Here is a 24296-nt window from a genome sequence, read left to right on the forward strand (position 1 = left end):
CCCGATTACAGCTTCGCGAACACCCGGCGTGCGGCGTCGATGGTAGTGTTGATGTCTTCTTCGCTGTGCGCGATGGACATAAAGCCCGCTTCGAACGCGGACGGCGCGAAATAGACGCCTTCTTCCAGCATCAGATGGAAGAAACGCTTAAAGCGCTCGACGTCGCATTTCACCACGTCCTGATAGCAGGTCACGCTATCGGCGTCGGTAAAGAAGATACCGAACATCCCGCCGACATGGTTGACCACCAGCGACACGCCCGTCTCCTGCGCGGCGTCACGCAGGCCTTCCGCCAGCTGCGTCGTCAGCGTGTCCAGCGTGCTGTGCACGCCCGGCTGCGACACTTCGCTCAGGCAGGCGAAGCCCGCCGCCATCGCGATCGGGTTGCCGGAGAGCGTGCCCGCCTGATAGACCGGGCCGGTCGGGGCCAGCGCTTCCATGACTTCGCGACGCCCGCCGAACGCGCCCACCGGCATACCGCCGCCGATGATTTTGCCAAGGCAGGTCAAATCCGGCACCACGTTGTAATGCGCCTGCGCGCCCGCCAGCGCGACGCGGAAACCGGTCATCACTTCATCGATAATCAGCAGCGCGCCGAATTCATCGCACAGCGCGCGCAGACCCGGCAGGAAATCGGGCTGCGGCAGGATGCAGTTCATGTTGCCCGCGACAGGCTCGACGATAATGCAGGCGATATCCTGAGGGTAAAGCTCGAACGCCTCGCGCACGGAAGCGAGATCGTTATAGGTGCAGGTCAGGGTATGTTTGGCGAAATCCGCCGGTACGCCCGGCGAGTTCGGCTGGCCGAGCGTCAGCGCGCCGGAGCCCGCTTTCACCAGCAGGTGATCGGCGTGGCCGTGATAACAGCCTTCAAATTTGATGATTTTGTCGCGGCGGGTAAAGCCGCGCGCCAGACGGATGGCGCTCATGGTCGCCTCGGTGCCGGAGTTCACCATACGCACCATATCCATCGTCGGGACCAGCTCGGTGACGAGCTGCGCCATTTTAACTTCCATTTCGGTCGGCGCGCCGAAGCTCAGGCCGCGCTGCGCCGCTTCAATCACCGCGTTACGGATAGCCGGGTGGTTGTGGCCCAGCACCATCGGGCCCCAGGAGCCGACATAGTCGATATAGGCTTTGCCGTCGGCGTCATAGAGATAAGCCCCGTCCGCCCGTTCGATAAACAGCGGCGTACCGCCCACGCCGGTAAAGGCGCGCACCGGCGAGTTTACGCCGCCAGGGATAAGTTCGCGGGCAGCGGCAAAGAGGTTTTCAGACTTACTCATGAATCGGCTCCTGATTCGGGGAAAGAGAGATAACGGACTATTCTAAGTCATCCCTTCCGGGTTATGAAAGTTTTGCCCGATTAAACGCTGCCCCCCGAAGGGCTTTTTTGAATGACGTCGCCGCAGGGCGTACAATGCGCAACCTGAATTTCCCCCGGAGAAACCGTTCGCATGAATTCGCAGACGACATCCACTCGCCGCGTCAGCGGTTTTCGACGCGCCGCGATTATCCGCCAGCTTTTGCTGCGCGATAAAACGCCGTTGACGATTTTGCTGCTGGCGGCGCTCACTGGCCTTGTGACGGGGCTTGCGGGCGTCGCGTTTGAAAAAGCCGTGGTCTGGGTGGCGCAGCAGCGCATCGGGCTGCTGGTGCAGGCGGCGGACAACCCGTGGCGCGTCTGGCCGCTGGCGTTTATTGTCTCCGCGCTGCTGGCGATGGTCGGGTATTTTCTGGTGCGCCGCTTCGCGCCGGAGGCGGGCGGGTCGGGCATTCCTGAAATCGAAGGGGCGCTGGAAGAGCTACGCCCGGTGCGCTGGTGGCGGGTGCTGCCGGTGAAATTTATCGGCGGTATGGGCACGCTCGGCGCGGGCATGGTGCTGGGGCGGGAAGGGCCGACGGTGCAGATTGGCGGCAATATCGGGCGCATGGTGTTGGATCTGTTTCGCCGCAGCGACGCCGAAGCGCGCCATACGCTGCTGGCGACCGGCGCGGCGGCCGGGCTTGCGGCGGCCTTTAACGCGCCGCTGGCGGGCATTCTGTTCATTATTGAAGAGATGCGCCCGCAGTTTCGCTACAACCTGATTTCCATCAAAGCGGTGTTTACCGGCGTGATTATGTCGAGCATCGTGTTTCGCGTCTTTAACGGCGAGCGGGCGGTGATTGAGGTCGGGCAACTGACCAACGCGCCGGTCCATACGCTGTGGCTCTATCTGCTGCTGGGTATTATTTTCGGCGCGATAGGCCCGCTGTTTAATCGCCTGGTGCTCGGCATGCAGGATGTGTTTGCCCGTATTCATCACGGCAATATTACCCGCTGGGTGCTGCTCGGCGGCGGGATCGGCGGCCTGTGCGGCCTGCTGGCGTTGTGGGAGCCAGTCGCGGCAGGCGGCGGATTTGATCTGATCCCCATCGCGGCGGCGGGCAATTTCACCGTCGGTATGCTGCTGTTTATTTTTATCGCCCGCGTAGTGACGACGGTGCTCTGTTTCTCTTCCGGCGCGCCGGGCGGCATTTTCGCGCCGATGCTGGCGCTTGGCACGCTGCTTGGCAGCGCGTTCGGCATGGCGTGCGCCGCCTGGTTCCCGGACTGGCACTTACAGGCGGGCACCTTCGCCATCGCCGGAATGGGCGCGCTGCTGGCGGCCTCGGTGAGAGCGCCAATAACCGGCATCGTGCTTGTGCTGGAGATGACCGATAATTACCAGCTCATTTTGCCAATGATTATTACCTGTCTCGGCGCGACACTGCTCGCCCAGTTCCTCGGCGGCAAGCCGCTCTACTCGACCATCCTGGCGCGCACGCTGGCGAAGCAGGAGGCGGAGCGACAGGCGCAGGCCGACGGGCGGAATACTTGAACGATTTACCAGGGTAATAGATAATGGCCCTAAAGATCGGGTTATTCTTTGCCCGATTGCTGGTTTCCACGGGAGCAAAAAATGAGTGATGACGTAGCGCTGCCGCTGCAGTTTACCGACGCAGCCGCCAATAAAGTAAAAAGCCTGATCGCAGACGAAGACAACCCGAATCTCAAGCTGCGCGTCTACATCACCGGTGGTGGTTGCAGCGGCTTCCAGTATGGTTTTACCTTTGACGACCAGATCAACGATGGCGATATGACTATCGAGAAACAGGGCGTGTCGCTGGTCGTTGACCCGATGAGCCTGCAATACCTGGTCGGCGGCGCGGTGGATTACACCGAAGGCCTCGAAGGCTCGCGCTTTGTGGTGAATAACCCGAACGCCACCAGCACCTGCGGGTGTGGTTCTTCCTTCAGCGTCTGATAGTCAGCTGAAACAAAAAAGCCGTGTTTTGCGACACGGCTTTTTTTATGGTTTACGCTTTCTCGTCGAGCGCAAAGGTGGGCAGCTTCAGGTGCCAGCGAATGGCCGCAAGCCGGATGGCCAGCGTCACCGCCATGCCCATCATGCTGGCCTGCTCCAGCGGCACCGTAAAGGTGTAAAACGCGGTGGCGTGGACGATGCCGCCCACGATGCAGGCGGTGGCGTAGATTTCAGTGCGCAGGATCATCGGGATTTCGCGCGCCAGCACGTCGCGAATAATACCGCCGCCGACGCCCGTCACCACGCCCATACAGATAGCGACCAGCGGCCCGGTGCCCGCCATAAACGCTTTATTCACCCCAATGCCGACAAAGACCGCCAGACCGACGGCATCCAGCACCGGCAGTATCCACTTCGGCAGACGGCGCGGCTGGCGCACCAGCGCGATGGTCAGTAAACATGTCACCATCGCCACCACCAGATCGGTAGGATCTCTTACCCAAAACACCGGGCCGTGATCGAGCGCCATATCGCGGATCGTGCCGCCACCGACCGCGGTGACGACGCCCAGCACCAGCACGCCGAACGGATCCATACGCAGTTTGCCCGCCAGCAAAACGCCGGAGATGGCAAACACCGCGGTGCCAATAATATCCAGCCAGTAAACCAGCATGATGTTCCTCGACTCGTTATTTTACCTCTGCCAGCGCCTGGCAGAGCTGATTCGCGGCGAGGATAATACGCGGGCCCGCGCGCTCAAACCAGTCATCGTTAATGCTTATGACCGGCACGTCGAGCTGTGGCCGCCAGAACTGCCGCGTGGCGGCGATAACCGTGTCACCGCCGGTAATAATCACGGCCTGCGGCTGGCGAGCCAGCACCTGTTCGCGGCTCACCTGCGGCCAGGGAACGGGGCTGTCGGCAAAGATATTGGCGCCGCCGCAGGTCTCGACTATCTCATTCTGGACAGACGCTTTGCCGGTGGTGAAGAGCGGACGCGTGCCGAACTGAATAAAGACGCGTTTTTTCGCAGCTGTCCCATAACGCGCGGCGAGCGCCTGCCAGCGCTGTTCGAGCGCGCGCGCCGCCGACTGCGCCGTCTCAGGCGTCGGGCTGTAAGCGGCCAGCGCGCGCAGGGCGTCAGCTATCTGCGCGACATTTTGCGGATCGAGCCAGAGCACCTTAATACCGAGCGATTGAAGCTGATTGACCTGTCGTTCCGGGTTGCCGCCGCGCCAGGCAACCAGCAGATCGGGCTTCAGCGCGACGATGCGCTCAAGGTTCATGCCCTGCCAGTTGGCGACCTGCTCAAGCTTACGCGCCGCGTCGGGGTAATCGGAATAAGCGCTCACTGCAACGGGCGTAATGCCAGCGGCAAAGGCGAGTTCGGTATTGGCGGGGGAGAGAGTGATGACGCGTGGCGCGGCGCAGAGCCACGCCGGGAGAAAAAGCAGGGCGACCAGCGCCCTGTTAAGCCAACGCTTAGCCACGGTTCAGGCTCGTGAGCAGCGTCTCCACCATCAGGCTCGACTGCTTCGCCGCCACCGCCAGGAACTCTTCAAAGCTCAGGTGCGACTGCTGATCCGCGACGTCAGAAATCGCGCGTACCACGACAAACGGCACGCCGAAGTTGTGGCAGACGTGACCAATAGCGGTTGCTTCCATCTCCACCGCAATCGCCTGCGGGAAGTTATGGCGGATTTTCGCGAGATTCACCGAACCGTTGATGAACGCGTCGCCGCTGACCACCAGCCCGCGCACCGCGTGCAGGTTCAGCTGTTCAATCGTCGCCTGCGCCGCCGCGATCAGTTTCTCATCGGCTTTGAACGCCGCCGGACAACCGGCCATTTGGCCATATTCGTAGCCGAACGCGGTGACGTCGGCGTCGTGATAGCGCACTTCATCGGACACGACGATATCGCCCACTTTCAGCGAGGGCGCGAGGCCGCCCGCGGAACCGGTATTGATCACCACGTCAGGTTTGCAGTGCTCCAGCAGCAGCGTCGCGCCCATCGCGGCGGAAACTTTGCCGATGCCCGATTTCAGCAGCGCGACGTCCACGCCGTTGAGGGTGCCGGTGTAAATTTCGCAGCCGGCGATATTCAGGGTCTGGCGGTTGTCGATTTTGTCACGCAGCAGCGTCACTTCTTCTTCCATTGCGCCAATAATGCCTGCTTTCATAGAGATACTCGCTAAATGATGGATTCAGAGGCATAGTCTATCATGGCAGACAGCAAGGAATTAATTCGCGTGCGCGCGCAGACCGGGAGGGCGGATGCAGAAAATCGATTTCCGAAACAAAATCAACTGGCATCGCCGGTATCGCTCACCGCAGGGCGTGAAAAGCGAACACGAGATCCTGCGTATCTTTGAAAGCGATCGCGGCCGCATTATTAACTCGCCCGCGATCCGCCGCCTGCAACAGAAAACCCAGGTCTTCCCCCTTGAGCGCAACGCCGCGGTGCGCACCCGCCTGACGCACTCGCTTGAGGTGCAGCAGGTCGGGCGCTATATCGCTAAAGAGGTGTTAAGCCGCCTGAAAGAGCAGGGGCTGCTTGAGGCGTATGGCCTTGCGGAGCTGACCGGGCCGTTTGAGAGCATCGTCGAGATGGCGTGCCTGATGCACGACATCGGCAACCCGCCGTTTGGCCATTTCGGCGAGGCGGCGATTAACGACTGGTTCAGCCAGCGGCTCTTTCCGGCCGATGCCGAGAATCTGCCGGTAAGCCAGGATCGCTGCGCGGTGCAGGCGCTGCGCTTGCAGGAGGGCGAAGAGGACCTCAACGCCCTGCGCCGCAAAGTGCGCAGTGACCTGTGCCATTTTGAGGGCAACGCGCAGGGCATTCGCCTGGTGCATACGCTGCTGCGCATGAACCTGACCTGGGCGCAGGTCGGCGGCATTCTTAAATATACGCGCCCGGCCTGGCATACCGGCCCGGTGCCGGAAACCCACAGTTATCTGATGAAAAAGCCGGGGTTTTATCTCTCGGAAGAGCACTATATTTCGCGGCTACGTAAAGAATTGCAATTAGACGCTTACAGTCGCTTCCCGCTCGCCTGGATTATGGAGGCGGCCGACGATATTTCCTATTGCGTGGCGGATCTCGAAGACGCGGTGGAAAAACGCATCTTCAGCGTCGAGCAGTTATATCAGCATCTTTATGACGCGTGGGGCGAGCATCAGTCTGGCGATCTCTTCAATCTGGTGGTGCAAAACGCCTGGGATAAATCGGGCACGAATCAGCTGCACCACAGCGCGGAAGATCAGTTCTTTATGTATCTGCGCGTCAATACGTTAAACCGGCTGGCGCCCTACGCCGCCCAGCGTTTTATTGATAATCTGCCGGCGGTGTTTGACGGCTCTTTTAATCATGCGCTGCTGGAAGATGACAGCCCGTTTAGCCGCCTGCTGGAGCTTTATAAAAATGTCGCGGTGCGTCATGTGTTTAACCACCCTGACGTCGAACAGCTGGAATTACAGGGCTACCGGGTGATTAGCGGCCTGCTGGATATTTATCGCCCGCTGCTGTCGCTGACGCTGGCGCAATTTCGCGAGCTGGTGGAAAAAGAGAGCGTGCGCGGGCTACCGATTGAATCGCGCCTTTACCATAAGCTCTCTTCCCGCCACCGGCTGGCTTATATAGAAGCGGTGAATAATTTGCACCCGCAGGCGGCAGATTTCCCCGTCTGGGAATATTATTATCGCTGCCGTCTCATCCAGGACTATATCAGCGGGATGACTGATTTATATGCATGGGATGAATATCGCAGGCTAATGGCGGTGGAATAATGCCGTTGCGTTTTGTAAAGACGGCCAATAAATTTTTACTTTTTTCAGAAAATTAACGGTGGAACTTCGCGCTATAAATTCGCTCTGAGTAGTCACCTTCACAGCAATTTATTTGCGTTACTTGTTAGTTGGGAATGAAATGATGAAAAAAACCACGTTAGCAATGAGTGCGCTGGCTCTGAGCCTTGGACTGGCGTTAAGCCCGGTTTCCTTTGCCGCTGAGACGGCATCTGCGGTCACGTCGCAGGCGATGCCGAGCCTGGCGCCGATGCTGGAAAAAGTGATGCCTTCCGTTGTCAGCATTAACGTCGAGGGCAGCACGACGGTGAACACGCCGCGTATGCCGCGTAACTTCCAGCAGTTTTTCGGCGATGATTCGCCGTTCTGTCAGGATGGCTCGCCGTTCCAGAGTTCGCCATTCTGTCAGGGAGGCCCTGGCGGCGCTGACGGCGGCGGCCAGCAGCAGAAATTCATGGCGCTGGGCTCTGGCGTGATTATCGACGCCGCCAAAGGCTATGTGGTGACCAATAACCACGTGGTGGATAACGCGACCACCATCAAAGTGCAGCTGAGCGACGGCCGCAAGCTGGACGCCAAAATCGTGGGTAAAGATCCGCGCTCCGACATTGCGCTGATCCAGATTCAGGATCCGAAAAACCTGACCGCGATTAAACTTGCGGATTCTGACAGCCTGCGCGTCGGCGACTACGCGGTCGCTATCGGTAACCCGTTCGGCCTTGGCGAAACCGTGACCTCAGGTATCGTCTCCGCGCTCGGTCGTAGCGGCCTGAACGCCGAGAACTACGAGAACTTTATCCAGACCGATGCGGCGATTAACCGCGGGAACTCCGGCGGCGCGCTGGTGAACCTGAACGGCGAGCTTATCGGCATCAACACCGCGATCCTGGCACCGGACGGCGGCAACATCGGCATCGGCTTTGCTATCCCGAGCAACATGGTGAAAAGCCTGACGACGCAGATGGTGGAATATGGTCAGGTGAAACGCGGCGAGCTGGGTATTATGGGCACCGAGCTGAACTCTGAACTCGCCAAGGCGATGAAAGTGGACGCCCAGCGCGGCGCGTTCGTAAGCCAGGTGCTGGCGAACTCCTCTGCCGCGAAAGCGGGCGTGAAAGCGGGCGATGTGATTGTGTCGCTTAACGGTAAGCCGATTAACAGCTTCGCAGGGCTGCGCGCGCAGGTCGGCACCATGCCGGTCGGCACGAAACTGACGCTTGGCCTGCTGCGCGACGGCAAGCCGGTGAATGTGGAGCTGGAACTGCAGCAGAGCAGCCAGACGCAGGTCGACTCTTCTTCCATCTTCAGCGGTATCGAAGGGGCGGAGATGACCAACCGTAGCGGCAAGGATAAAGGCGTGATGGTCAACAGCGTGAAACCGGGCTCGCCTGCGGCGCGCATTGGCCTGAAGAAAGGTGACGTTATCGTCGGCGCGAACCAGCAGCCGGTGAACAACATCGCTGAACTGCGTAAAATCCTCGACAGCAAGCCGTCGGTACTGGCGCTGAATATCCAGCGTGGCGACAGCTCTATCTACCTGCTGATGCAGTAATCGGTAGCGAAAAAGAAAAGGCCGCGAATGCGGCCTTTTTTCTGTCTGATGTTCTCGCGAACGCGCTTATTTATTGCGGGTCAGCTTTTCGAGATCGGATTCAATCTCAGAAATTTTATTTGCCACCACGCTTTCCAGGTGGCGCAGATCGTCGAGAATTTTGCGTTTCAGATCCACTTCGGTGCGATCGCGCTGACAGATTTGATCCAGCTCGTCTATCACGTAGCGCAGATTGGGGCTTATCTCCTGCACCTCTTTGTAACCCTGACCGACGCCGTCGGCGACCACGGTTTTGCGCTGGCGTGGGTATTTAAACTTCACGCTCTTGGCGAAGAACTCGCCTCTATCCTTATGAAAGTAGATCTTCAGGATATCGTTGTTCGCTTCCTGGCGCAGACTGTAACGGTCGATTTCATCAGGATTGGTTATGCCAAGACTCTTAAGATTGTCGTACATAGCGATCCCCCTGGGGAAATATTAACCTTTAGATAATTAACGAAAAGATCTCTTTGCGCCACCTTCATATGTTAAAAAAGCGGGCCAGGCCCGCCTTTTTACGTTCTGCTTAGTCGATGGTACGCAGCAGTTCGTTGATGCCTACCTTGCCGCGGGTCTTCGCGTCGACTTTCTTGACGATCACCGCGCAGTAGAGGCTGTATTTGCCATCCTTCGACGGCAGGTTGCCGGACACCACCACGGAGCCCGCCGGTACGCGACCGTAGAAGACTTCGCCGGTTTCACGGTCGTAAATTTTGGTGCTCTGGCCGATGTAAACGCCCATCGAGATAACGGAGCCTTCTTCGACGATAACGCCTTCTACCACTTCAGAGCGCGCGCCGATAAAGCAGTTGTCTTCGATGATGGTCGGGTTCGCCTGCAGCGGCTCCAGCACGCCGCCGATACCGACGCCGCCGGAGAGGTGAACGTTTTTACCGATCTGCGCGCAGGAGCCGACGGTCGCCCAGGTATCTACCATGGTGCCTTCATCGACATACGCGCCGATGTTGACGTAAGACGGCATCAGCACGGTGTTGCGCGCGATAAACGCGCCCTGACGAACGGCGGCTGGCGGCACGACGCGGAAGCCTTCTTTCTGAAAGCGCGCTTCGTCGTAATCCGCGAATTTCATCGGCACTTTGTCGAAGTAGCGGCTTTCAGCGCCCTCGATAACCTGATTGTCGTTAATACGGAAGGAAAGCAGCACCGCTTTCTTCAGCCACTGGTGGGTGACCCACTCGCCGTTGATCTTCTCTGCGACGCGCAGTTCGCCGCTGTCCAGCAGGGCGATAACCTGTTTTACCGCCTCGCGGGTGACGGCATCGACGTTCGCCGGGGTGATATCGGCGCGGCGCTCGAAAGCGGATTCAATAACGTTCTGTAGCTGCTGCATAATTAGCGTCTTTCCTGATAACTTTTGGGTATTAAAAATTCACTACACTTTATCGTTTGGATTGAGGGCCTCTGTCAACCGTTGTCTCACCTCTTGCTGGAGCAGATTATTAAGGCCACGCCGGTCCGCTGTCGCGATTATAAATAAATCTTCTACTCGCTCGCCGATCGTGGTGATTCGGGCTCCGTGCAGGGAGATACCGAGGTCGGCGAAGACCTGGCCGACGCGCGCCAGAAGCCCTGGCTGATCGAGCGCGATAAGCTCAAGAAACGATTTTCTCTCGGTGTGGGTCGGCAGGAAATTGACCTCGGTATCCACCGTAAAGTGGCGCAGTTTGGCCGGCTGACGACGCGGCTGCGGCGGCTGCCAGGTACGCTGCGTGATGGCCTGTTCGAGACCGTGGCGAATCGCCTCGTGACGGTCGGGGGAGAGCGGGCTGCCGTCCGGCTCCAGCACGATAAAAGTATCCATCGCCATGTCGTCGCGGGTCGTGAAGATCTGCGCGTCGTGGACGCTCAGATTGCGCCGGTCGAGCTCGGCGCAGACCGCGGCGAACAGATAAGGGCGGTCCGGGCTCCAGATGAAGATCTCGGTGCCGCCGCGGGTCGCCTGCGGGCTAAGCAGGATAAGCGGCTGGCTGAGATCGTGTCTGAGCAGATGACGCGCGTGCCAGGCGAGCTGGTTCGGGCTGTGGCGCACGAAGTAGTTGGCGCGGCAGCGTCCCCAGATATGATGCAGCGCCTCTTCGTCTATGTTTTCCATGCGCAGCAGCGCCAGCGCCTGCAACTGATGGTGGCGCACCCGTTCGCGCATGTCGGGCGTGCTCTGCATGCCGCGACGCAGTTGTTTCTCGGTGGCGAAGTAAAGCTCGCGCAGCAGGCTTTGCTTCCAGCTGTTCCAGAGCGTTTCGTTGGTGGCGCAGATATCCGCCACTGTCAGGCAGACCAGATAACGCAGCCGGTTCTCCGTCTGCACTTCCTCGGCGAACTGTTTAATCACTTCCGGATCCTGGATGTCGCGGCGCTGGGCGGTGACGGACATCAGCAAGTGATGACGCACCAGCCACGCGACAAGCTGGGTTTCGCGCGAATTCAGGCCGTGCAGCTCGGCGAATTTCAGAATGTCCTGCGCGCCCAGCACCGAGTGGTCGCCGCCACGCCCTTTGGCGATATCGTGAAACAGCGCGGCGATAAGAATAAGCTCCGGGTGTGACAGACGCGGCCAGAGCTCTACGCAGAGCGGGTGTTTCGAGCGTGTCTCTTCTTTTGCGAAGCTTTCGAGCTTCAGCAGCACGCGGATGGTGTGTTCATCTACCGTGTAGGCGTGAAACAGGTCGAACTGCATCTGCCCGACGATATGCGACCACTGCGGCATATAAGCCCACAGCACGCTGTGGCGGTGCATCGGCAGCAGGCCGCGGCTGACCGCGCCGGGGTGGCGCAGCATCGCCAGAAACAGCGAGCGGGCCTCGGGGATGTAGCACAGCGGCTGTTTCAGATGGCGGCGCGCATGGCGCAGGTGACGCAGCGTGGTGGAATAAATGCCGGTGATGTCGCGGTTACGCACCATCATATAAAACATGCGCAGAATGGCCTGCGGCTCGCGGATAAAGAGCGTTTCATCGCGCAGGTCGATAAGCGAGCCGCGTAGCTGGAAATCGTCGTCCAGCACCCGCGGTTTTTCGTCGGTCGTCAGCGCGAGGATAGCCTCATCAAACAGTTGCAGCAGCATCTGGTTGAGCTCGCCGACGCGCCGCGTGACGCGGTAGAAATCCTTCATCATATGCTCGACCGGCTCGTTGCCTTCGCCTTCATAACGCAGGCGCTGGGCGACGCTAAGCTGGCGGTCGAACAGCAGACGGTTGTCGTAGCGGTTAAGCTCCAGATGCAGCGCAAAGCGAATGCGCCACAGCAGGTGCTGGCACTCGTCGAGCTCGTTGCGCTCTGCTTCGGTCAGAAAGCCGAAGCCGACCATTTCACGCAGCGACGTGGCGCCGAAGTGGCGGCGCGCCACCCATTGCAGGGTGTGAATATCACGCAGGCCGCCGGGGCTGCTTTTAATATCCGGTTCGAGATTGTAGCTGGTGCCGTGATAGCGCTGATGGCGCTCGTTCTGTTCATCGACCTTTGCGGCGAAAAACTTTTCAGAGGGCCAGAAACCGTCGCTGAAAATGTGCTTTTGCAGCTCCAGAAAGAGCGCCACGTCGCCAATAAGCAGGCGTGATTCAATCAGGTTGGTGGCGACGGTGAGATCGGATAGCCCTTCCAGCAGGCACTCTTCAAGCGTGCGTACGCTGTGGCCGACTTCAAGCTTGACGTCCCACAGGAGGGTGAGCAGTTCACCTACTTTCTGCGCTTGTTCTTCGGACAGGCGCTTGCGGCTGAGGATCAGCAGATCGATATCTGAAAGCGGGTGCAACTCGCCACGCCCGTAACCGCCGACCGCCACGAGCGCGGTATCCGGGGTTTCGCCGAAACCGGCGGCGAGCCACAGCCGCTGCAGGAGCTGATCGATAAATTCGGTGCGCGCTTCAATCAGCCGCTCGGCGCTATAGCCGTCGTCAAACGCGGCGCCGAGCCACTGCTGGAAAGCGTCGAGATGCTGTTTTATTAGCGCGCAGGTGAGCGCGTCGGCAGGCCAGGTGGCGGGGTTTTCAGGCTGTCCGGGAAGAGGAGCGAGCGTGGTATTCACAGACTGCTCAGGTAATGTGTTGCTCATCATGCGCCACCCATAAAAAAAGCCGGCGTTGGCCGGCTTCTTATTAGTCGTTATGCGAAATGATGTTGGGTATGGTGTCGTCTTTACGCAACGTCAGAATTTCGCAGCCGTTATCCGTGACCACAATAGTATGCTCGTACTGCGCAGACAAGCTGCGATCCTTGGTTTTCACCGTCCAGCCGTCCTTCATGGTACGGATGCGGTAGTCGCCGGCGTTAACCATCGGCTCGACCGTGAAGGTCATGCCCGGCTGCAGCACCACGCCGCCGTCGTCAGCATCGTAATGCAGCACCTGCGGCTCTTCGTGGAAGCCGCGGCCAATGCCGTGACCGCAATATTCGCGCACCACGGAGAACCCTTCTGCTTCGACAAATTTCTGAATCGCGGCGCCCAGAGTACGCAGGCGAATGCCCGGCTTCACCATGCGCAGCGCGACATACAGGCTCTCCTGGGTGATGCGGCACAGGCGCTCGCCCAGAATGGTCGGTTTGCCGACGATAAACATTTTGGACGTGTCGCCGTGGTAGTCGTCTTTAATGACGGTCACGTCGATGTTAACGATATCGCCATCTTTGAGCAGCTTGCCGTCATCAGGAATACCGTGGCACACCACTTCGTTAATGGAGATGCACACGGATTTCGGAAAGCCGTGATAGTTCAGGCACGCGGAGATCGCCTGCTGGTGATTAGTGATGTAATCGTGACAGATGCGATCCAGTTCGCCGGTGCTGACGCCCGGTTTAACATGTTCTTCGATCATCTCAAGCACTTCAGCGGCAAGCCTGCCCGCGACGCGCATTTTCTCGATTTCTTCAGGAGTTTTGATTGAAATAGCCATAATCTGGTCCGCTGGTGCCGGAAAAGTCGGCAATACTGATAAATGTAAAACAATGGTATCAAGGCATCAGGAAGGTGCCAAATTGAGAATCATTAAGGGCACCATCTGTGAACAACTATTGGAGTCTATGGCGAAATTGTGATATAAAGCGCGCCGGACTTCTGTACCAGAATCCTGGCACAGAGGCGACTACTCTCACTTTGTGTAATAACACACACGTATCGGCACATATTCCGGGGTGCCCTTCGGGGTCGGTAATATGGGATACGTGGAGGCATAACCCCAACTTTTAAACAGAGGTTTTAAATCATGGCAACTGTTTCCATGCGCGACATGCTCAAGGCTGGTGTTCACTTTGGTCACCAGACCCGTTACTGGAACCCGAAAATGAAGCCGTTCATCTTCGGTGCGCGTAACAAAGTTCACATCATCAACCTTGAGAAAACCGTACCGATGTTCAACGAAGCCCTGGCTGAGCTGAGCAAAATTTCTTCCCGTAAAGGTAAGATTCTGTTCGTCGGTACCAAACGCGCTGCAAGCGAAGCGGTGAAAGAAGCTGCTAACAGCTGCGATCAGTTCTTCGTGAACCATCGCTGGCTGGGCGGTATGCTGACTAACTGGAAAACCGTTCGTCAGTCCATCAAGCGCCTGAAAGATCTGGAAACTCAGTCTCAGGACGGCACCTTCGATAAGCTGACCAAAAAAGAAGCGCTGATGCGCACTCGTGAGCTGGACAAGCTGGAAAACAGCCTCGGCGGTATCAAAGACATGGGCGGCCTGCCGGACGCACTGTTCGTTATCGACGCTGACCACGAGCACATCGCTATCAAAGAAGCAAACAACCTGGGTATCCCGGTATTTGCCATCGTTGATACCAACTCCGATCCGGACGGTGTTGACTTCGTTATCCCGGGTAACGATGACGCCATCCGTGCTGTCAGCCTGTACCTGAATGCTGTTGCTGCAACCGTTCGTGAAGGCCGTTCTCAGGATCTGGCTGCTCAGGCGGAAGAAAGCTTCGTAGAAGCTGAATAATAAGGCATGCTCTTTTAGAGCCCTTATTAACCAGGTAGTAACAAGTTTGGTTAGGGGGCCTGTCTCAGGCTCCCTTTTTTGTTTGAGTCGGACGTGCCGGAGCCTTCCGGCAGGTCTGGACTTATCTCCCCGCACGAGATAACCGAGGATTATAGAATGGCTGAAATTACCGCTTCCCTGGTAAAAGAGCTGCGCGAACGTACTGGCGCAGGCATGATGGAATGTAAAAAAGCTCTGGTTGAAGCTAATGGCGACATCGAGCTGGCTATCGAAAACATGCGTAAATCTGGCGCGATCAAAGCGGCGAAAAAAGCAGGCAACGTTGCTGCTGACGGCGTGATCAAAACCAAGATCGAAGGCAACTACGGTGTTATCCTGGAAGTTAACTGCCAGACCGACTTCGTTGCTAAAGATGGTGGTTTCCAGGCCTTCGCTGACAAAGTACTGGACGCGGCTTTTGCGGGCAAAATCACCGACGTTGAGGTTTTGAAAGCGCAGTTCGAAGAAGAGCGCGTTGCACTGGTTGCTAAAATCGGTGAAAACATCAACATCCGTCGCGTTGCATCCCTGGATGGTGACGTTCTGGCAAGCTACCTGCACGGCGCGCGTATCGGCGTTCTGGTTGCGGCGAAAAATGCTGACGAAGAGCTGGTTAAACAGCTGGCGATGCACGTTGCTGCGAGCAAGCCGGAATTCGTTAAGCCGGAAGACGTGTCTGCTGACGTGGTAGAAAAAGAGTACCAGGTTCAGCTGGACATCGCCATGCAGTCTGGCAAGCCGAAAGAAATCGCAGAGAAAATGGTTGAAGGCCGCATGAAGAAATTCACCGGCGAAGTTTCTCTGACCGGTCAGCCTTTCGTTATGGATCCGAGCAAAACCGTTGCTCAGCTGCTCAAAGAGCACAACGCTGACGTAACCAACTTCATCCGCTTCGAAGTGGGCGAAGGCATCCAGAAAGTTGAGACTGACTTCGCAGCCGAAGTTGCTGCCATGTCCCGCCAGTCTTAATGGTGTAAAAGAGCCGCCTGAGGGCGGCTCCTTTTTATCCGTCATTCATAAATTTCGGCCTGCTCTTATATAGCCAGAGCCGGAATGCGACGCATCATGTCGCCTGAATTAACCATCCCATTCGTTGACAGTTCCAGGAAAGAAACATGGCTACCAATGCAAAACCCGTTTATAAACGCATTCTGCTCAAGCTGAGTGGCGAAGCGCTGCAAGGAGCAGAGGGCTTCGGTATTGATGCGAGCATACTGGATCGCATGGCTCAGGAAATTAAAGAGCTGGTGGAGCTGGGCATCCAGGTCGGGGTGGTAATCGGCGGCGGCAACTTATTCCGCGGCGCGGGCCTGGCGAAAGCCGGTATGAACCGTGTCGTGGGCGACCACATGGGCATGCTGGCGACCGTCATGAACGGCCTTGCCATGCGCGACGCGCTGCACCGCGCCTATGTTAACGCTCGCCTGATGTCCGCCTTCCCGTTAAACGGCGTGTGCGACAATTACAGCTGGGCTGAGGCTATCAGCCTGCTGCGCAATAACCGCGTGGTCATTCTGTCTGCCGGCACCGGCAATCCGTTCTTCACCACCGATTCCGCCGCCTGCCTGCGCGGTATCGAAATTGAAGCTGACGTGGTGCTGAAAGCCACCAAAGTTGACGGCGTTTACTCCGCTGACCCGATGAAAGATCCGACCGCGACGCTTTACGATCAGCTTTCCTACCAGGAAGTGCTGGAAAAAGAGCTGAAAGTTATGGATCTGGCGGCCTTTACGCTTGCCCGCGACCACAAACTGCCGATTCGCGTATTTAATATGAATAAGCCTGGCGCGCTGCGCCGCGTTGTTATGGGCGAAAAAGAAGGCACTCTGATTACAGAATAATTTTCGTTTTCAGGGAATCAGGGTAAGATTCCGCTTTAAAATCGGTTTCCGTGACCAGGCGACCCGTCGGGTGCCGCAAGATAAAGAAGGCTATACTTAGCACGCAGCCGCAAGGCATCGTGGCGCGGGTGTGGTCTGCCTGATAACCAGTTTTCAAGGATTCGTAACGTGATTAGCGATATCAGAAAAGATGCTGAAGTACGCATGGACAAATGCGTTGAAGCGTTTAAAACCCAAATCAGCAAAGTGCGCACCGGCCGCGCTTCCCCGAGCCTGCTGGACGGGATCGTGGTGGAATATTACGGCACGCCGACGCCGCTGCGTCAGCTGGCTAACGTTACCGTCGAAGATTCCCGTACGCTGAAAATCAACGTATTCGACCGCTCGATGAGCCCGGCCGTTGAGAAAGCGATTATGGCATCTGACCTCGGCCTGAACCCGAGTTCCGCGGGCAGCGATATCCGCGTTCCGCTGCCGCCGCTGACCGAAGAGCGTCGTAAAGACCTCATCAAAGTGGTTCGTGGCGAAGCCGAGCAGGCGCGCGTTGCTATCCGTAACGTCCGTCGCGACGCGAACGATAAAGTGAAAGCGCTGCTGAAAGACAAAGAGATTGGCGAAGATGAAGATCGCCGTTCTCAGGACGACGTTCAGAAAATGACTGACGCCGCCATCAAGAAAGTGGACGCGGCGCTGGCTGATAAAGAAGCTGAGCTGATGCAGTTCTGATCCCTTTCTGATGATACTGTAAACGCCGTACAGGAGAGCCGCATCGCGGTTTTCGCTGGCGGCGTTTTGCATTGGATCGCGCGCCTGCGCGATGCGTTTATTCTTATTTCACGTTGAGCGCCTCATGAAGCATTTAACCATTCTCGGCTCTACCGGTTCTATCGGTTGCAGCACCCTTGATGTAATCCGCCATAACCCCGATGAATTTTCGGTTACCGCGCTGGTGGCGGGCAAGAATGTCGCCCGAATGGTTGAGCAATGCCTGGAGTTCCGTCCTCGTTTCGCGGTGATGGATGATGAGGCGAGCGCGGCTGCGTTGCGCGCGGCGCTGCGTGAGCAGGGCAGTCAGACTGAGGTACTGGCCGGGCGTGACGCGGCCTGCGAGATGGCAGCGCTTGATGAAGTCACACAGGTCATGGCGGCGATCGTCGGCGCCGCCGGGCTTCTGCCGACGCTTGCGGCCATCGCCGCAGGTAAGCAAGTGTTACTGGCGAATAAAGAGTCGCTGGTCACCTGCGGGCGGCTGTTTATGGACGCCGTGGCCCGCAGCGGCGCGCAGTTGCTGCCGGTAGACAGCGAGCACAACGCGATTTTTCAGAGTTTACCGGCAACAATTCAACACAACCTGGGGTACGCTAAACTTGAGGAAAGCGGAGTTTCTTCGATTATCCTCACCGGATCTGGTGGACCGTTTCGACAAACGCCGTTGTCTGAACTGGCGGCAATGACGCCGGACCAGGCGTGTCGTCATCCTAACTGGTCGATGGGGCGTAAAATATCCGTCGATTCGGCTACCATGATGAATAAAGGTCTCGAATACATTGAAGCTCGCTGGCTGTTTAACGCCCGGGCAGACCAGATGGAAGTGCTGATTCATCCACAGTCGGTGATTCATTCTATGGTGCGTTATGCCGACGGCAGCGTGCTGGCTCAACTGGGCGAACCCGATATGCGCACCCCCATCGCGCATACGATGGCCTGGCCGGCGCGTGTCCCTTCCGGCGTATCGCCTCTGGATTTTTGCAAGATAGCGACGCTGAGCTTCTGCGAGCCAGATTATCTGCGCTATCCGTGTCTGAAGCTTGCCATGGATGCCTTTGAGCACGGGCAGGCGGCGACGACGGCGCTTAACGCGGCGAATGAAATTACGGTCGCCGCTTTCCTTGCCGGAGAGATTCGTTTTACGGATATCGCAGCGCTGAATCAGGCGGTGCTGGACGACATGGATCTTCGCGAACCGCAAAGTGTGGATGAAGTACTCACCGTTGATGCCGAAGCGCGCAAGGTAGCGCACAAGCGGGTGACCGCTCTCGCAAGCTGATGATTAATCACGCGGCGAAGGCGACGTTATTTGTGAGCGCTCTGCTTCGGTGATATAGTCTGCGCCACCTGAATACGGGTGGGTGAGCCTGACCGGTCGGGCGAGCCGTGGTTGTCACGGCTTTTTTATGCAAAGGCTTCAGTATTCCTGAGTACCGCTTAATCCTTATCAGGGAATAAATACGCGTTATGTTGTCTGTAAACCTTCCATTAAGCGAAAACTTGCCCGCACATGGCGCGCGCCATGTTGCCATTATTATGGATGGCAATGGTCGCTGGGCGAAAAGACAAGGGAAAATCCGAGCCTTTGGCCATAAAGCAGGGGCGAAGTCAGTTCGCCGCGCGGTCTCTTTCGCTGCAAACAATGGTATCGAGGCACTGACGCTTTACGCATTCAGCAGCGAGAACTGGAACCGCCCCGCTCAGGAAGTCAGCGCGCTGATGGAGTTATTCGTCTGGGCGCTCGACAGCGAAGTCAAAAGTCTGCATCGCCATAACGTGCGTTTGCGGGTCATCGGCGATATCAGCCGTTTCAACACCCGTTTACAGGACCGCATCCACAAAGCTGAGGCGTTAACCAGCCAGAATAGCGGGCTGACGTTAAATATCGCCGCGAATTATGGCGGACGTTGGGATATTATTCAGGGAGTGCAGCATTTAGCGGCACAGGTCCAGGAAGGGGTTTTGCGTCCTGACCAGATTGATGAAGAGATGCTCAGTAAGCAGATCTGCATGAATGAGTTGGCTCCCGTAGATTTAGTGATTAGGACAGGGGGAGAGCATCGCATCAGTAATTTCCTGCTGTGGCAAATCGCCTATGCAGAACTCTATTTTACCGATGTTCTCTGGCCTGATTTTGATGAACAAGACTTTGAAGGTGCGCTAAATGCCTTTGCCAACCGGGAACGCCGGTTCGGCGGCACGGCACCTGGCGGCATCGATGCCTGATGGGGGTAGCTTTTGCTGAAGTATCGCCTGATTTCTGCGTTTGTTTTAATACCGGTTGTTATCGCCGCGCTGTTTCTGTTGCCGCCGATGGGTTTCGCTATCGCGACGCTGGTCGTGTGCGTGCTGGCCGCCTGGGAATGGGGGCAACTGAGCGGTTTTGTTTCCCGATCTCAACGGGTGTGGCTGGCGCTGCTTTGCGGGCTGCTTCTGGCGCTGATGCTGTTTTTTCTGCCCATTTATCAGGCGCCGGTTAACGTTCCTCTGGTAGAAGGCGCGCTCTGGGCGTCGCTGGGCTGGTGGGTGGTTGCCCTGTTGCTGGTGCTTTTTTACCCGAATTCCGCAGCGTTCTGGCGTCATTCCAAAGCGCTGCGCCTGGTGTTCGGTCTGCTGACTATCGTGCCGTTTTTCTGGGGCATGGTGGCGCTGCGCGCCTGGCATTATGACGCTAACCACTATAGCGGCGCGCTCTGGCTGCTGTATGTGATGTTTCTGGTCTGGGGCGCGGATTCCGGCGCGTACATGTTCGGTAAGATGTTCGGTAAGCATAAGCTCGCGCCGAAAGTCTCTCCGGGGAAAACCTGGCAGGGCTTTATCGGCGGACTGTTTACCGCGGCTGTCATCTCCTGGATTTATGGCGCGTGGGCGGATCTTAACGTCGCGCCTGTGACGCTTTTGACCTGTTCTATCGTCGCCGCGCTGGCCTCGGTGCTCGGCGATTTAACGGAAAGCATGTTCAAGCGCGAAGCGGGCATCAAAGACAGCGGACATCTGATCCCAGGCCACGGCGGCATTCTGGATCGCATCGATAGCCTGACGGCGGCGGTGCCGGTGTTCGCCTGCCTGCTGCTGCTGGTCTTCAGGACGATTTAACGGAATAAATTATGTTGAGCATACTCTGGAATCTGGCGGCGTTTATCATCGCACTGGGCGTTCTTATCACGGTGCATGAGTTCGGCCATTTCTGGGTTGCCCGCAAAGCGGGAGTGCGCGTGGAGCGCTTCTCCGTTGGCTTTGGTAAAGCGCTGTGGCAGCGCACCGACCGTCACGGCACCGAATATGTTATTGCCCTAATCCCGCTGGGCGGCTACGTCAAAATGCTCGACGAGCGCGTGGAGCCGGTTGCACCGGAACTGCGCCATGCCGCGTTCAACAATAAAACCGTGGCGCAACGCGCCGCGATTATCGCCGCCGGCCCTGTCGCAAATTTCCTCTTCGCTATTTTCGCCTACTGGATCGTTTTCATGATGGGCGTTCCGGGCGTGAAGCCTGTGATTGGTGAAATAACGCCCAATTCCATCGCCGCGCAGGCACAAATCGCACCAGGCACGGAACTAAAAGCCGTTGACGGCATCGAAACGCCAGACTGGGATGCTGTGCGTCTCGCGCTGGTCGGTCGTATCGGCGAAGAGAACGTGACGCTAAGCGTCGCAACGCCTGGGGACAGCGCCGCCACGGATAAAGTGCTCGATTTACGTCAGTGGCAGTTTGAGCCTGATAAAGAAGATCCGGTAGCGTCGCTGGGTATTCGGCCGTTCGGGCCGAAGATTGAACCTGTGCTTGCGCAGGTGCAGCCAAAGTCGGCGGCCAGCAAAGCGGGTTTGCAAGCCGGAGACAGGATCGTTAAAGTCGATGGGCAGCCGCTCAGTGAGTGGTCAGCCTTTGTGACGATGGTCCGGGATAATCCGGCGCGTCCGCTCGCAATCGACGTAGAAAGGCAGGGGAGCCCCTTGTCTTTGACGCTGATACCGGATACAAAACCCGGTAACGAAAAGGCGGAAGGGTTTGCAGGCGTGGTGCCGAAAATCGCGCCGCTGCCCGATGAGTATAAAACTGTGCGCCAGTATGGGCCGTTCAACGCTGTCACAGAAGCTACGGTGAAAACGTGGCAACTGATGAAGCTGACGGTCAACATGCTGGGAAAATTACTGACCGGCGACGTTAAGCTGAACAACCTCAGTGGGCCAATCTCGATTGCCCAGGGCGCAGGGATGTCAGCGGAGTTTGGGTTGATTTACTACCTGATGTTTCTGGCGCTAATCAGCGTGAACTTAGGGATTATCAATCTGTTCCCGCTACCCGTACTCGACGGGGGACATTTGCTGTTCCTGGCGATTGAGAAGCTTAAAGGCGGGCCGGTTTCCGAGCGAGTTCAAGACTTTAGTTATCGCATTGGCTCTATTTTGCTGGTGCTGTTAATGGGGCTTGCACTTTTCAATGATTTCTCTCGGCTATAGAGAGCAGGTTAGGAAGAACGCATAACAACGATGGCGATGAAAAAGTTGCTCATAGCGTCGCTGCTGTTTAGCAGCGCCACCGTATACGGTGCAGACGGGTTCGTAGTGAAGGACATTCATTTCGAAGGCCTGCAGCGAGTCGCCGTTGGTGCGGCCCTCCTCAGCATGCCGGTTCGCGTTGGCGATACGGTTAATGACGAGGATATCAGTAATACTATCCGCGCGCTGTTTGCCTCCGGCAACTTCGAGGATGTGCGGGTGCTGCGCGATGGCGATACGCTGCTCGTTCAGGTGAAAGAGCGCCCGACGATAGCCAGCATCACTTTCTCCGGCAACAAGTCGGTGAAAGACGACATGCTCAAGCAGAACCTTGAAGCCTCAGGCGTGCGCGTCGGCGAATCCCTTGACCGCACCACGCTTTCCGATATCGAAAAAGGTCTGGAAGATTTCTACTACAGCGTCGGTAAATACAGCGCCAGCGTAAAAGCGGTTGTGACGCCGCTGCCGCGTAACCGCGTTGACCTGAAGCTTGTCTTCCAGGAAGGCGTTTCGGCGAAGATCCAGCAGATCAACATCGTCGGCAACCGCGCTTTCAGCACCGAAGAACTGATTTCCAACTTCCAACTGCGCGATGAAGTGCCGTGGTGGAATGTGGTCGGCGATCGTAAATACCAGAAGCAAAAGCTTCAGGGCGATCTCGAAACGCTGCGTAGCTACTACCTCGATCGCGGTTACGCGCGCTTTAATATCGACTCCACGCAGGTCAGCCTGACGCCGGATAAAAAAGGTATCTACGTCACCATCAACGTGACCGAAGGCGATCAGTACAAGATTGCGGGCGTTGAAGTGAGCGGCAACCTGGCCGGTCACTCCGCCGAAATCGAGTCGCTGACCAAAATGCAGCCAGGCGAGCTTTACAACGGCACGAAAGTGACCCGTATGGAAGACGACATTAAAAAGCTGCTTGGCCGTTACGGTTATGCCTATCCGCGCGTGCAGACGCAGCCGGAAATCAACGATGCCGATAAGACCGTTAAGCTGCATGTCAATGTCGATTCCGGCAACCGCTTCTATGTACGTAAAATTCGCTTTGAAGGTAACGATACCTCCAAAGATGCCGTGCTGCGTCGTGAAATGCGTCAGATGGAAGGCGCGTGGCTCGGCAGCAATCTGGTCGATCAGGGTAAAGAGCGTCTGAACCGCCTCGGCTATTTCGAAACCGTGGATGTGGATACTCAGCGCGTCTCCGGCAGCCCGGATCAGGTTGATGTGGTGTACAAAGTTAAAGAGCGCAACACCGGCAGCTTTAACTTCGGCGTCGGTTATGGCACCGAAAGCGGCGTGAGCTTCCAGGTTGGCGTGCAGCAGGATAACTGGCTCGGTACAGGTTATTCCGTTGGCATCAACGGCACCAAAAACGACTACCAGACGTACTCCGAATTCTCTGTCACCAACCCGTACTTTACGGTGGATGGTGTCAGCCTCGGCGGGCGCATCTTCTACAACGACTTTAAAGCAGACGATGCGGACCTCTCTTCCTATACCAACAAAAGCTATGGTGTGGATGGGACGCTGGGCTTCCCGGTTAACGAATACAACACGCTGCGCCTCGGCTTAGGTTACGTTCATAACGACCTGTCCAATATGGAACCGCAGGTGGCGATGTGGCGTTATCTGGACTCACTGGGGCAGAGCGCGAAAACGACCTCCGATGACAACGGCTTCTCGGCGGATGATTTCACGCTGAACTACGGCTGGACCTACAACAACCTCGACCGCGGCTTCTTCCCGACCGCAGGTTCACGTGTGAACCTGAACGGTAAAGTGACGATTCCGGGCTCCGATAACGAGTTCTACAAAGTCACGCTCGATACGGCGACCTACATGCCTATCGATGAAGACCACAAATGGGTAGTGCTTGGTCGTACTCGCTGGGGTTACGGCGACGGTCTGAGCGGCAAAGAGATGCCGTTCTATGAAAACTTCTATGCGGGCGGTTCAAGCACTGTGCGCGGCTTCCAGTCCAACAACATCGGTCCTAAAGCCGTTTATTACAGCGGTCCGGGTCTGGATAACTGTGACAAAGCGGCAGGCGGCTACTGCTCGTCCGACGATGCGGTCGGCGGTAACGCCATGGGCGTCGCGAGCCTTGAGTTTATTACCCCGACGCCGTTCCTGAGCGAGAAATACGCGAACTCCGTTCGTACGTCGCTGTTTGTCGACGCGGGTACCGTCTGGGATACCAACTGGCAGAACACCGCTGCCATGCGTGCGGCGGGCGTGCCGGATTATAGCGATCCGAGCAACATCCGTATGTCTGCGGGTATCGCATTACAATGGATGTCTCCGCTGGGGCCGCTGGTGTTCTCGTACGCTCAGCCGTTCAAGAAATACGATGGAGACGAAGCGGAACAGTTCCAGTTCAATATTGGCAAGACCTGGTAATGTTCGTTACAAGGGAATGCGTTTAGCAGTCGCGATGACTTTCGGTGCGTGCGCCTAGCACGCATCCGGGCCACGCAAAGAAGAGTGCCTTCGGGCACACATGGGATGGTAAGGA

21 protein-coding genes are annotated in these 24296 nt (G+C 57.3%); 13 read left to right on the forward strand and 8 right to left on the reverse strand.

Annotated elements, in window-relative coordinates; translation table 11 throughout:
* Positions 1 to 5: 5 nt before the first annotated feature.
* On the reverse strand, positions 6 to 1286 hold the full coding sequence (gene hemL, locus AFK67_RS03940; RefSeq protein WP_007718065.1) for a glutamate-1-semialdehyde 2,1-aminomutase: 1281 nt from the start codon (positions 1284 to 1286) through the stop codon (positions 6 to 8).
* 171 nt (positions 1287 to 1457) lie between these two features.
* Between hemL and clcA the strand changes: the two genes are divergently transcribed.
* The gene (gene clcA, locus AFK67_RS03945) at positions 1458 to 2861 is read left to right on the forward strand and encodes a H(+)/Cl(-) exchange transporter ClcA (protein ID WP_007718075.1); all 1404 of its coding nucleotides are present in this window, start codon (positions 1458 to 1460) and stop codon (positions 2859 to 2861) included.
* 81 nt (positions 2862 to 2942) lie between these two features.
* The gene (gene erpA, locus AFK67_RS03950; RefSeq protein WP_007718076.1) at positions 2943 to 3287 is read left to right on the forward strand and encodes an iron-sulfur cluster insertion protein ErpA; all 345 of its coding nucleotides are present in this window, start codon (positions 2943 to 2945) and stop codon (positions 3285 to 3287) included.
* 52 nt (positions 3288 to 3339) lie between these two features.
* Here erpA and AFK67_RS03955 read toward each other — a convergent pair whose 3' ends face one another.
* From AFK67_RS03955 to mtnN, 3 genes are read right to left on the reverse strand one after another with little or no spacing between them, the layout of a single operon-like run.
* Positions 3340 to 3960 (reverse strand): TRIC cation channel family protein, encoded by a 621-nt coding sequence (locus AFK67_RS03955; RefSeq protein ID WP_007718077.1) that lies wholly within the window; start codon positions 3958 to 3960, stop codon positions 3340 to 3342.
* Positions 3961 to 3976: 16 nt separating this feature from the next.
* A complete protein-coding gene (btuF, locus tag AFK67_RS03960) occupies positions 3977 to 4777 on the reverse strand; it encodes a vitamin B12 ABC transporter substrate-binding protein BtuF (RefSeq protein ID WP_007718078.1) in 801 nt (266 codons plus the stop codon).
* Positions 4770 to 5468, reverse strand: coding sequence for a 5'-methylthioadenosine/S-adenosylhomocysteine nucleosidase (gene mtnN / locus AFK67_RS03965; protein WP_007718079.1), 699 nt, complete (start codon positions 5466 to 5468; stop codon positions 4770 to 4772). Before mtnN ends, btuF begins: the two co-directional genes overlap by 8 nt.
* A 94-nt stretch (positions 5469 to 5562) precedes the next feature.
* On the opposite strand from mtnN, the gene dgt reads away from it, so the two are divergent.
* Positions 5563 to 7077 (forward strand): dGTPase, encoded by a 1515-nt coding sequence (dgt, locus tag AFK67_RS03970; protein ID WP_038884772.1) that lies wholly within the window; start codon positions 5563 to 5565, stop codon positions 7075 to 7077.
* Between the two features lie 142 nt (positions 7078 to 7219).
* On the forward strand, positions 7220 to 8647 hold the full coding sequence (gene degP / locus AFK67_RS03975) for a serine endoprotease DegP (RefSeq protein ID WP_007718081.1): 1428 nt from the start codon (positions 7220 to 7222) through the stop codon (positions 8645 to 8647).
* Positions 8648 to 8713: 66 nt separating this feature from the next.
* Here the strand turns inward: degP and AFK67_RS03980 are convergent, their stop codons facing one another.
* The 4 genes from AFK67_RS03980 to map all read right to left on the reverse strand — a co-directional run bounded on the left by AFK67_RS03980 (position 8714) and on the right by map (position 13593).
* Positions 8714 to 9103, reverse strand: a complete 390-nt coding sequence (locus tag AFK67_RS03980) for a DUF3461 family protein (protein WP_007718082.1) — start codon at positions 9101 to 9103, stop codon at positions 8714 to 8716.
* Between the two features lie 109 nt (positions 9104 to 9212).
* Positions 9213 to 10037, reverse strand: coding sequence for a 2,3,4,5-tetrahydropyridine-2,6-dicarboxylate N-succinyltransferase (gene dapD, locus AFK67_RS03985; RefSeq protein WP_007718083.1), 825 nt, complete (start codon positions 10035 to 10037; stop codon positions 9213 to 9215).
* Positions 10038 to 10079: 42 nt separating this feature from the next.
* Positions 10080 to 12755 (reverse strand): bifunctional uridylyltransferase/uridylyl-removing protein GlnD, encoded by a 2676-nt coding sequence (gene glnD / locus AFK67_RS03990; RefSeq protein WP_038884804.1) that lies wholly within the window; start codon positions 12753 to 12755, stop codon positions 10080 to 10082.
* Between the two features lie 43 nt (positions 12756 to 12798).
* Positions 12799 to 13593 carry a type I methionyl aminopeptidase gene (gene map / locus AFK67_RS03995; RefSeq protein WP_007718085.1) on the reverse strand — a complete coding sequence of 265 codons (795 nt, stop codon included), beginning with the start codon at positions 13591 to 13593 and terminating at the stop codon, positions 12799 to 12801.
* A 309-nt stretch (positions 13594 to 13902) separates the two neighbouring features.
* Between map and rpsB the strand changes: the two genes are divergently transcribed.
* From rpsB to bamA, 9 genes are all read left to right on the forward strand, one after another.
* A complete protein-coding gene (rpsB, locus tag AFK67_RS04000) occupies positions 13903 to 14628 on the forward strand; it encodes a 30S ribosomal protein S2 (RefSeq protein ID WP_007750081.1) in 726 nt (241 codons plus the stop codon).
* Positions 14629 to 14784: 156 nt separating this feature from the next.
* Entirely contained in the window at positions 14785 to 15636 is an 852-nt protein-coding gene (gene tsf, locus AFK67_RS04005) for a translation elongation factor Ts (RefSeq protein ID WP_007718088.1), read from the forward strand.
* A gap of 146 nt (positions 15637 to 15782) precedes the next feature.
* Positions 15783 to 16508 carry a UMP kinase gene (gene pyrH, locus AFK67_RS04010; protein ID WP_007718090.1) on the forward strand — a complete coding sequence of 242 codons (726 nt, stop codon included), beginning with the start codon at positions 15783 to 15785 and terminating at the stop codon, positions 16506 to 16508.
* 168 nt (positions 16509 to 16676) lie between these two features.
* Positions 16677 to 17234 carry a ribosome recycling factor gene (gene frr, locus AFK67_RS04015; RefSeq protein ID WP_007666696.1) on the forward strand — a complete coding sequence of 186 codons (558 nt, stop codon included), beginning with the start codon at positions 16677 to 16679 and terminating at the stop codon, positions 17232 to 17234.
* Positions 17235 to 17358: 124 nt separating this feature from the next.
* Positions 17359 to 18555, forward strand: a complete 1197-nt coding sequence (ispC, locus tag AFK67_RS04020) for a 1-deoxy-D-xylulose-5-phosphate reductoisomerase (RefSeq protein ID WP_007718102.1) — start codon at positions 17359 to 17361, stop codon at positions 18553 to 18555.
* A 188-nt stretch (positions 18556 to 18743) separates the two neighbouring features.
* Positions 18744 to 19502 (forward strand): (2E,6E)-farnesyl-diphosphate-specific ditrans,polycis-undecaprenyl-diphosphate synthase, encoded by a 759-nt coding sequence (ispU, locus tag AFK67_RS04025; protein WP_007718104.1) that lies wholly within the window; start codon positions 18744 to 18746, stop codon positions 19500 to 19502.
* 12 nt (positions 19503 to 19514) lie between these two features.
* Complete coding sequence (gene cdsA, locus AFK67_RS04030) at positions 19515 to 20372, forward strand: phosphatidate cytidylyltransferase (RefSeq protein ID WP_007718107.1); 858 nt, start codon at positions 19515 to 19517, stop codon at positions 20370 to 20372.
* 11 nt (positions 20373 to 20383) lie between these two features.
* Positions 20384 to 21736, forward strand: a complete 1353-nt coding sequence (gene rseP / locus AFK67_RS04035) for a sigma E protease regulator RseP (protein WP_007718111.1) — start codon at positions 20384 to 20386, stop codon at positions 21734 to 21736.
* Positions 21737 to 21766: 30 nt separating this feature from the next.
* Positions 21767 to 24181: an outer membrane protein assembly factor BamA gene (gene bamA, locus AFK67_RS04040; protein WP_007718114.1), complete on the forward strand. Its 2415-nt coding sequence runs from the start codon at positions 21767 to 21769 to the stop codon at positions 24179 to 24181.
* The last annotated feature ends 115 nt before the right edge of the window (positions 24182 to 24296 follow it).

It is taken from the genome of Cronobacter dublinensis subsp. dublinensis LMG 23823 (assembly GCF_001277235.1).
GTDB lineage: Bacteria > Pseudomonadota > Gammaproteobacteria > Enterobacterales > Enterobacteriaceae > Cronobacter > Cronobacter dublinensis.

Bases quoted from the DNA above. Each gene is read 5' to 3' on its own strand.
- hemL (WP_007718065.1), bottom strand. From the start codon at position 1,286: ATGAGTAAGTCTGAAAACCTCTTTGCCGCTGCCCGCGAACTTATCCCT.
- clcA (WP_007718075.1), top strand. From the start codon at position 1,458: ATGAATTCGCAGACGACATCCACTCGCCGCGTCAGCGGTTTTCGACGC.
- erpA (WP_007718076.1), top strand. From the start codon at position 2,943: ATGAGTGATGACGTAGCGCTGCCGCTGCAGTTTACCGACGCAGCCGCC.
- AFK67_RS03955 (WP_007718077.1), bottom strand. From the start codon at position 3,960: ATGCTGGTTTACTGGCTGGATATTATTGGCACCGCGGTGTTTGCCATC.
- mtnN (WP_007718079.1), bottom strand. From the start codon at position 5,468: ATGAAAGCAGGCATTATTGGCGCAATGGAAGAAGAAGTGACGCTGCTG.
- dgt (WP_038884772.1), top strand. From the start codon at position 5,563: ATGCAGAAAATCGATTTCCGAAACAAAATCAACTGGCATCGCCGGTAT.
- degP (WP_007718081.1), top strand. From the start codon at position 7,220: ATGAAAAAAACCACGTTAGCAATGAGTGCGCTGGCTCTGAGCCTTGGA.
- AFK67_RS03980 (WP_007718082.1), bottom strand. From the start codon at position 9,103: ATGTACGACAATCTTAAGAGTCTTGGCATAACCAATCCTGATGAAATC.
- dapD (WP_007718083.1), bottom strand. From the start codon at position 10,037: ATGCAGCAGCTACAGAACGTTATTGAATCCGCTTTCGAGCGCCGCGCC.
- glnD (WP_038884804.1), bottom strand. From the start codon at position 12,755: ATGAGCAACACATTACCTGAGCAGTCTGTGAATACCACGCTCGCTCCT.
- map (WP_007718085.1), bottom strand. From the start codon at position 13,593: ATGGCTATTTCAATCAAAACTCCTGAAGAAATCGAGAAAATGCGCGTC.
- rpsB (WP_007750081.1), top strand. From the start codon at position 13,903: ATGGCAACTGTTTCCATGCGCGACATGCTCAAGGCTGGTGTTCACTTT.
- tsf (WP_007718088.1), top strand. From the start codon at position 14,785: ATGGCTGAAATTACCGCTTCCCTGGTAAAAGAGCTGCGCGAACGTACT.
- pyrH (WP_007718090.1), top strand. From the start codon at position 15,783: ATGGCTACCAATGCAAAACCCGTTTATAAACGCATTCTGCTCAAGCTG.
- ispC (WP_007718102.1), top strand. From the start codon at position 17,359: ATGAAGCATTTAACCATTCTCGGCTCTACCGGTTCTATCGGTTGCAGC.
- ispU (WP_007718104.1), top strand. From the start codon at position 18,744: ATGTTGTCTGTAAACCTTCCATTAAGCGAAAACTTGCCCGCACATGGC.
- rseP (WP_007718111.1), top strand. From the start codon at position 20,384: ATGTTGAGCATACTCTGGAATCTGGCGGCGTTTATCATCGCACTGGGC.
- bamA (WP_007718114.1), top strand. From the start codon at position 21,767: ATGGCGATGAAAAAGTTGCTCATAGCGTCGCTGCTGTTTAGCAGCGCC.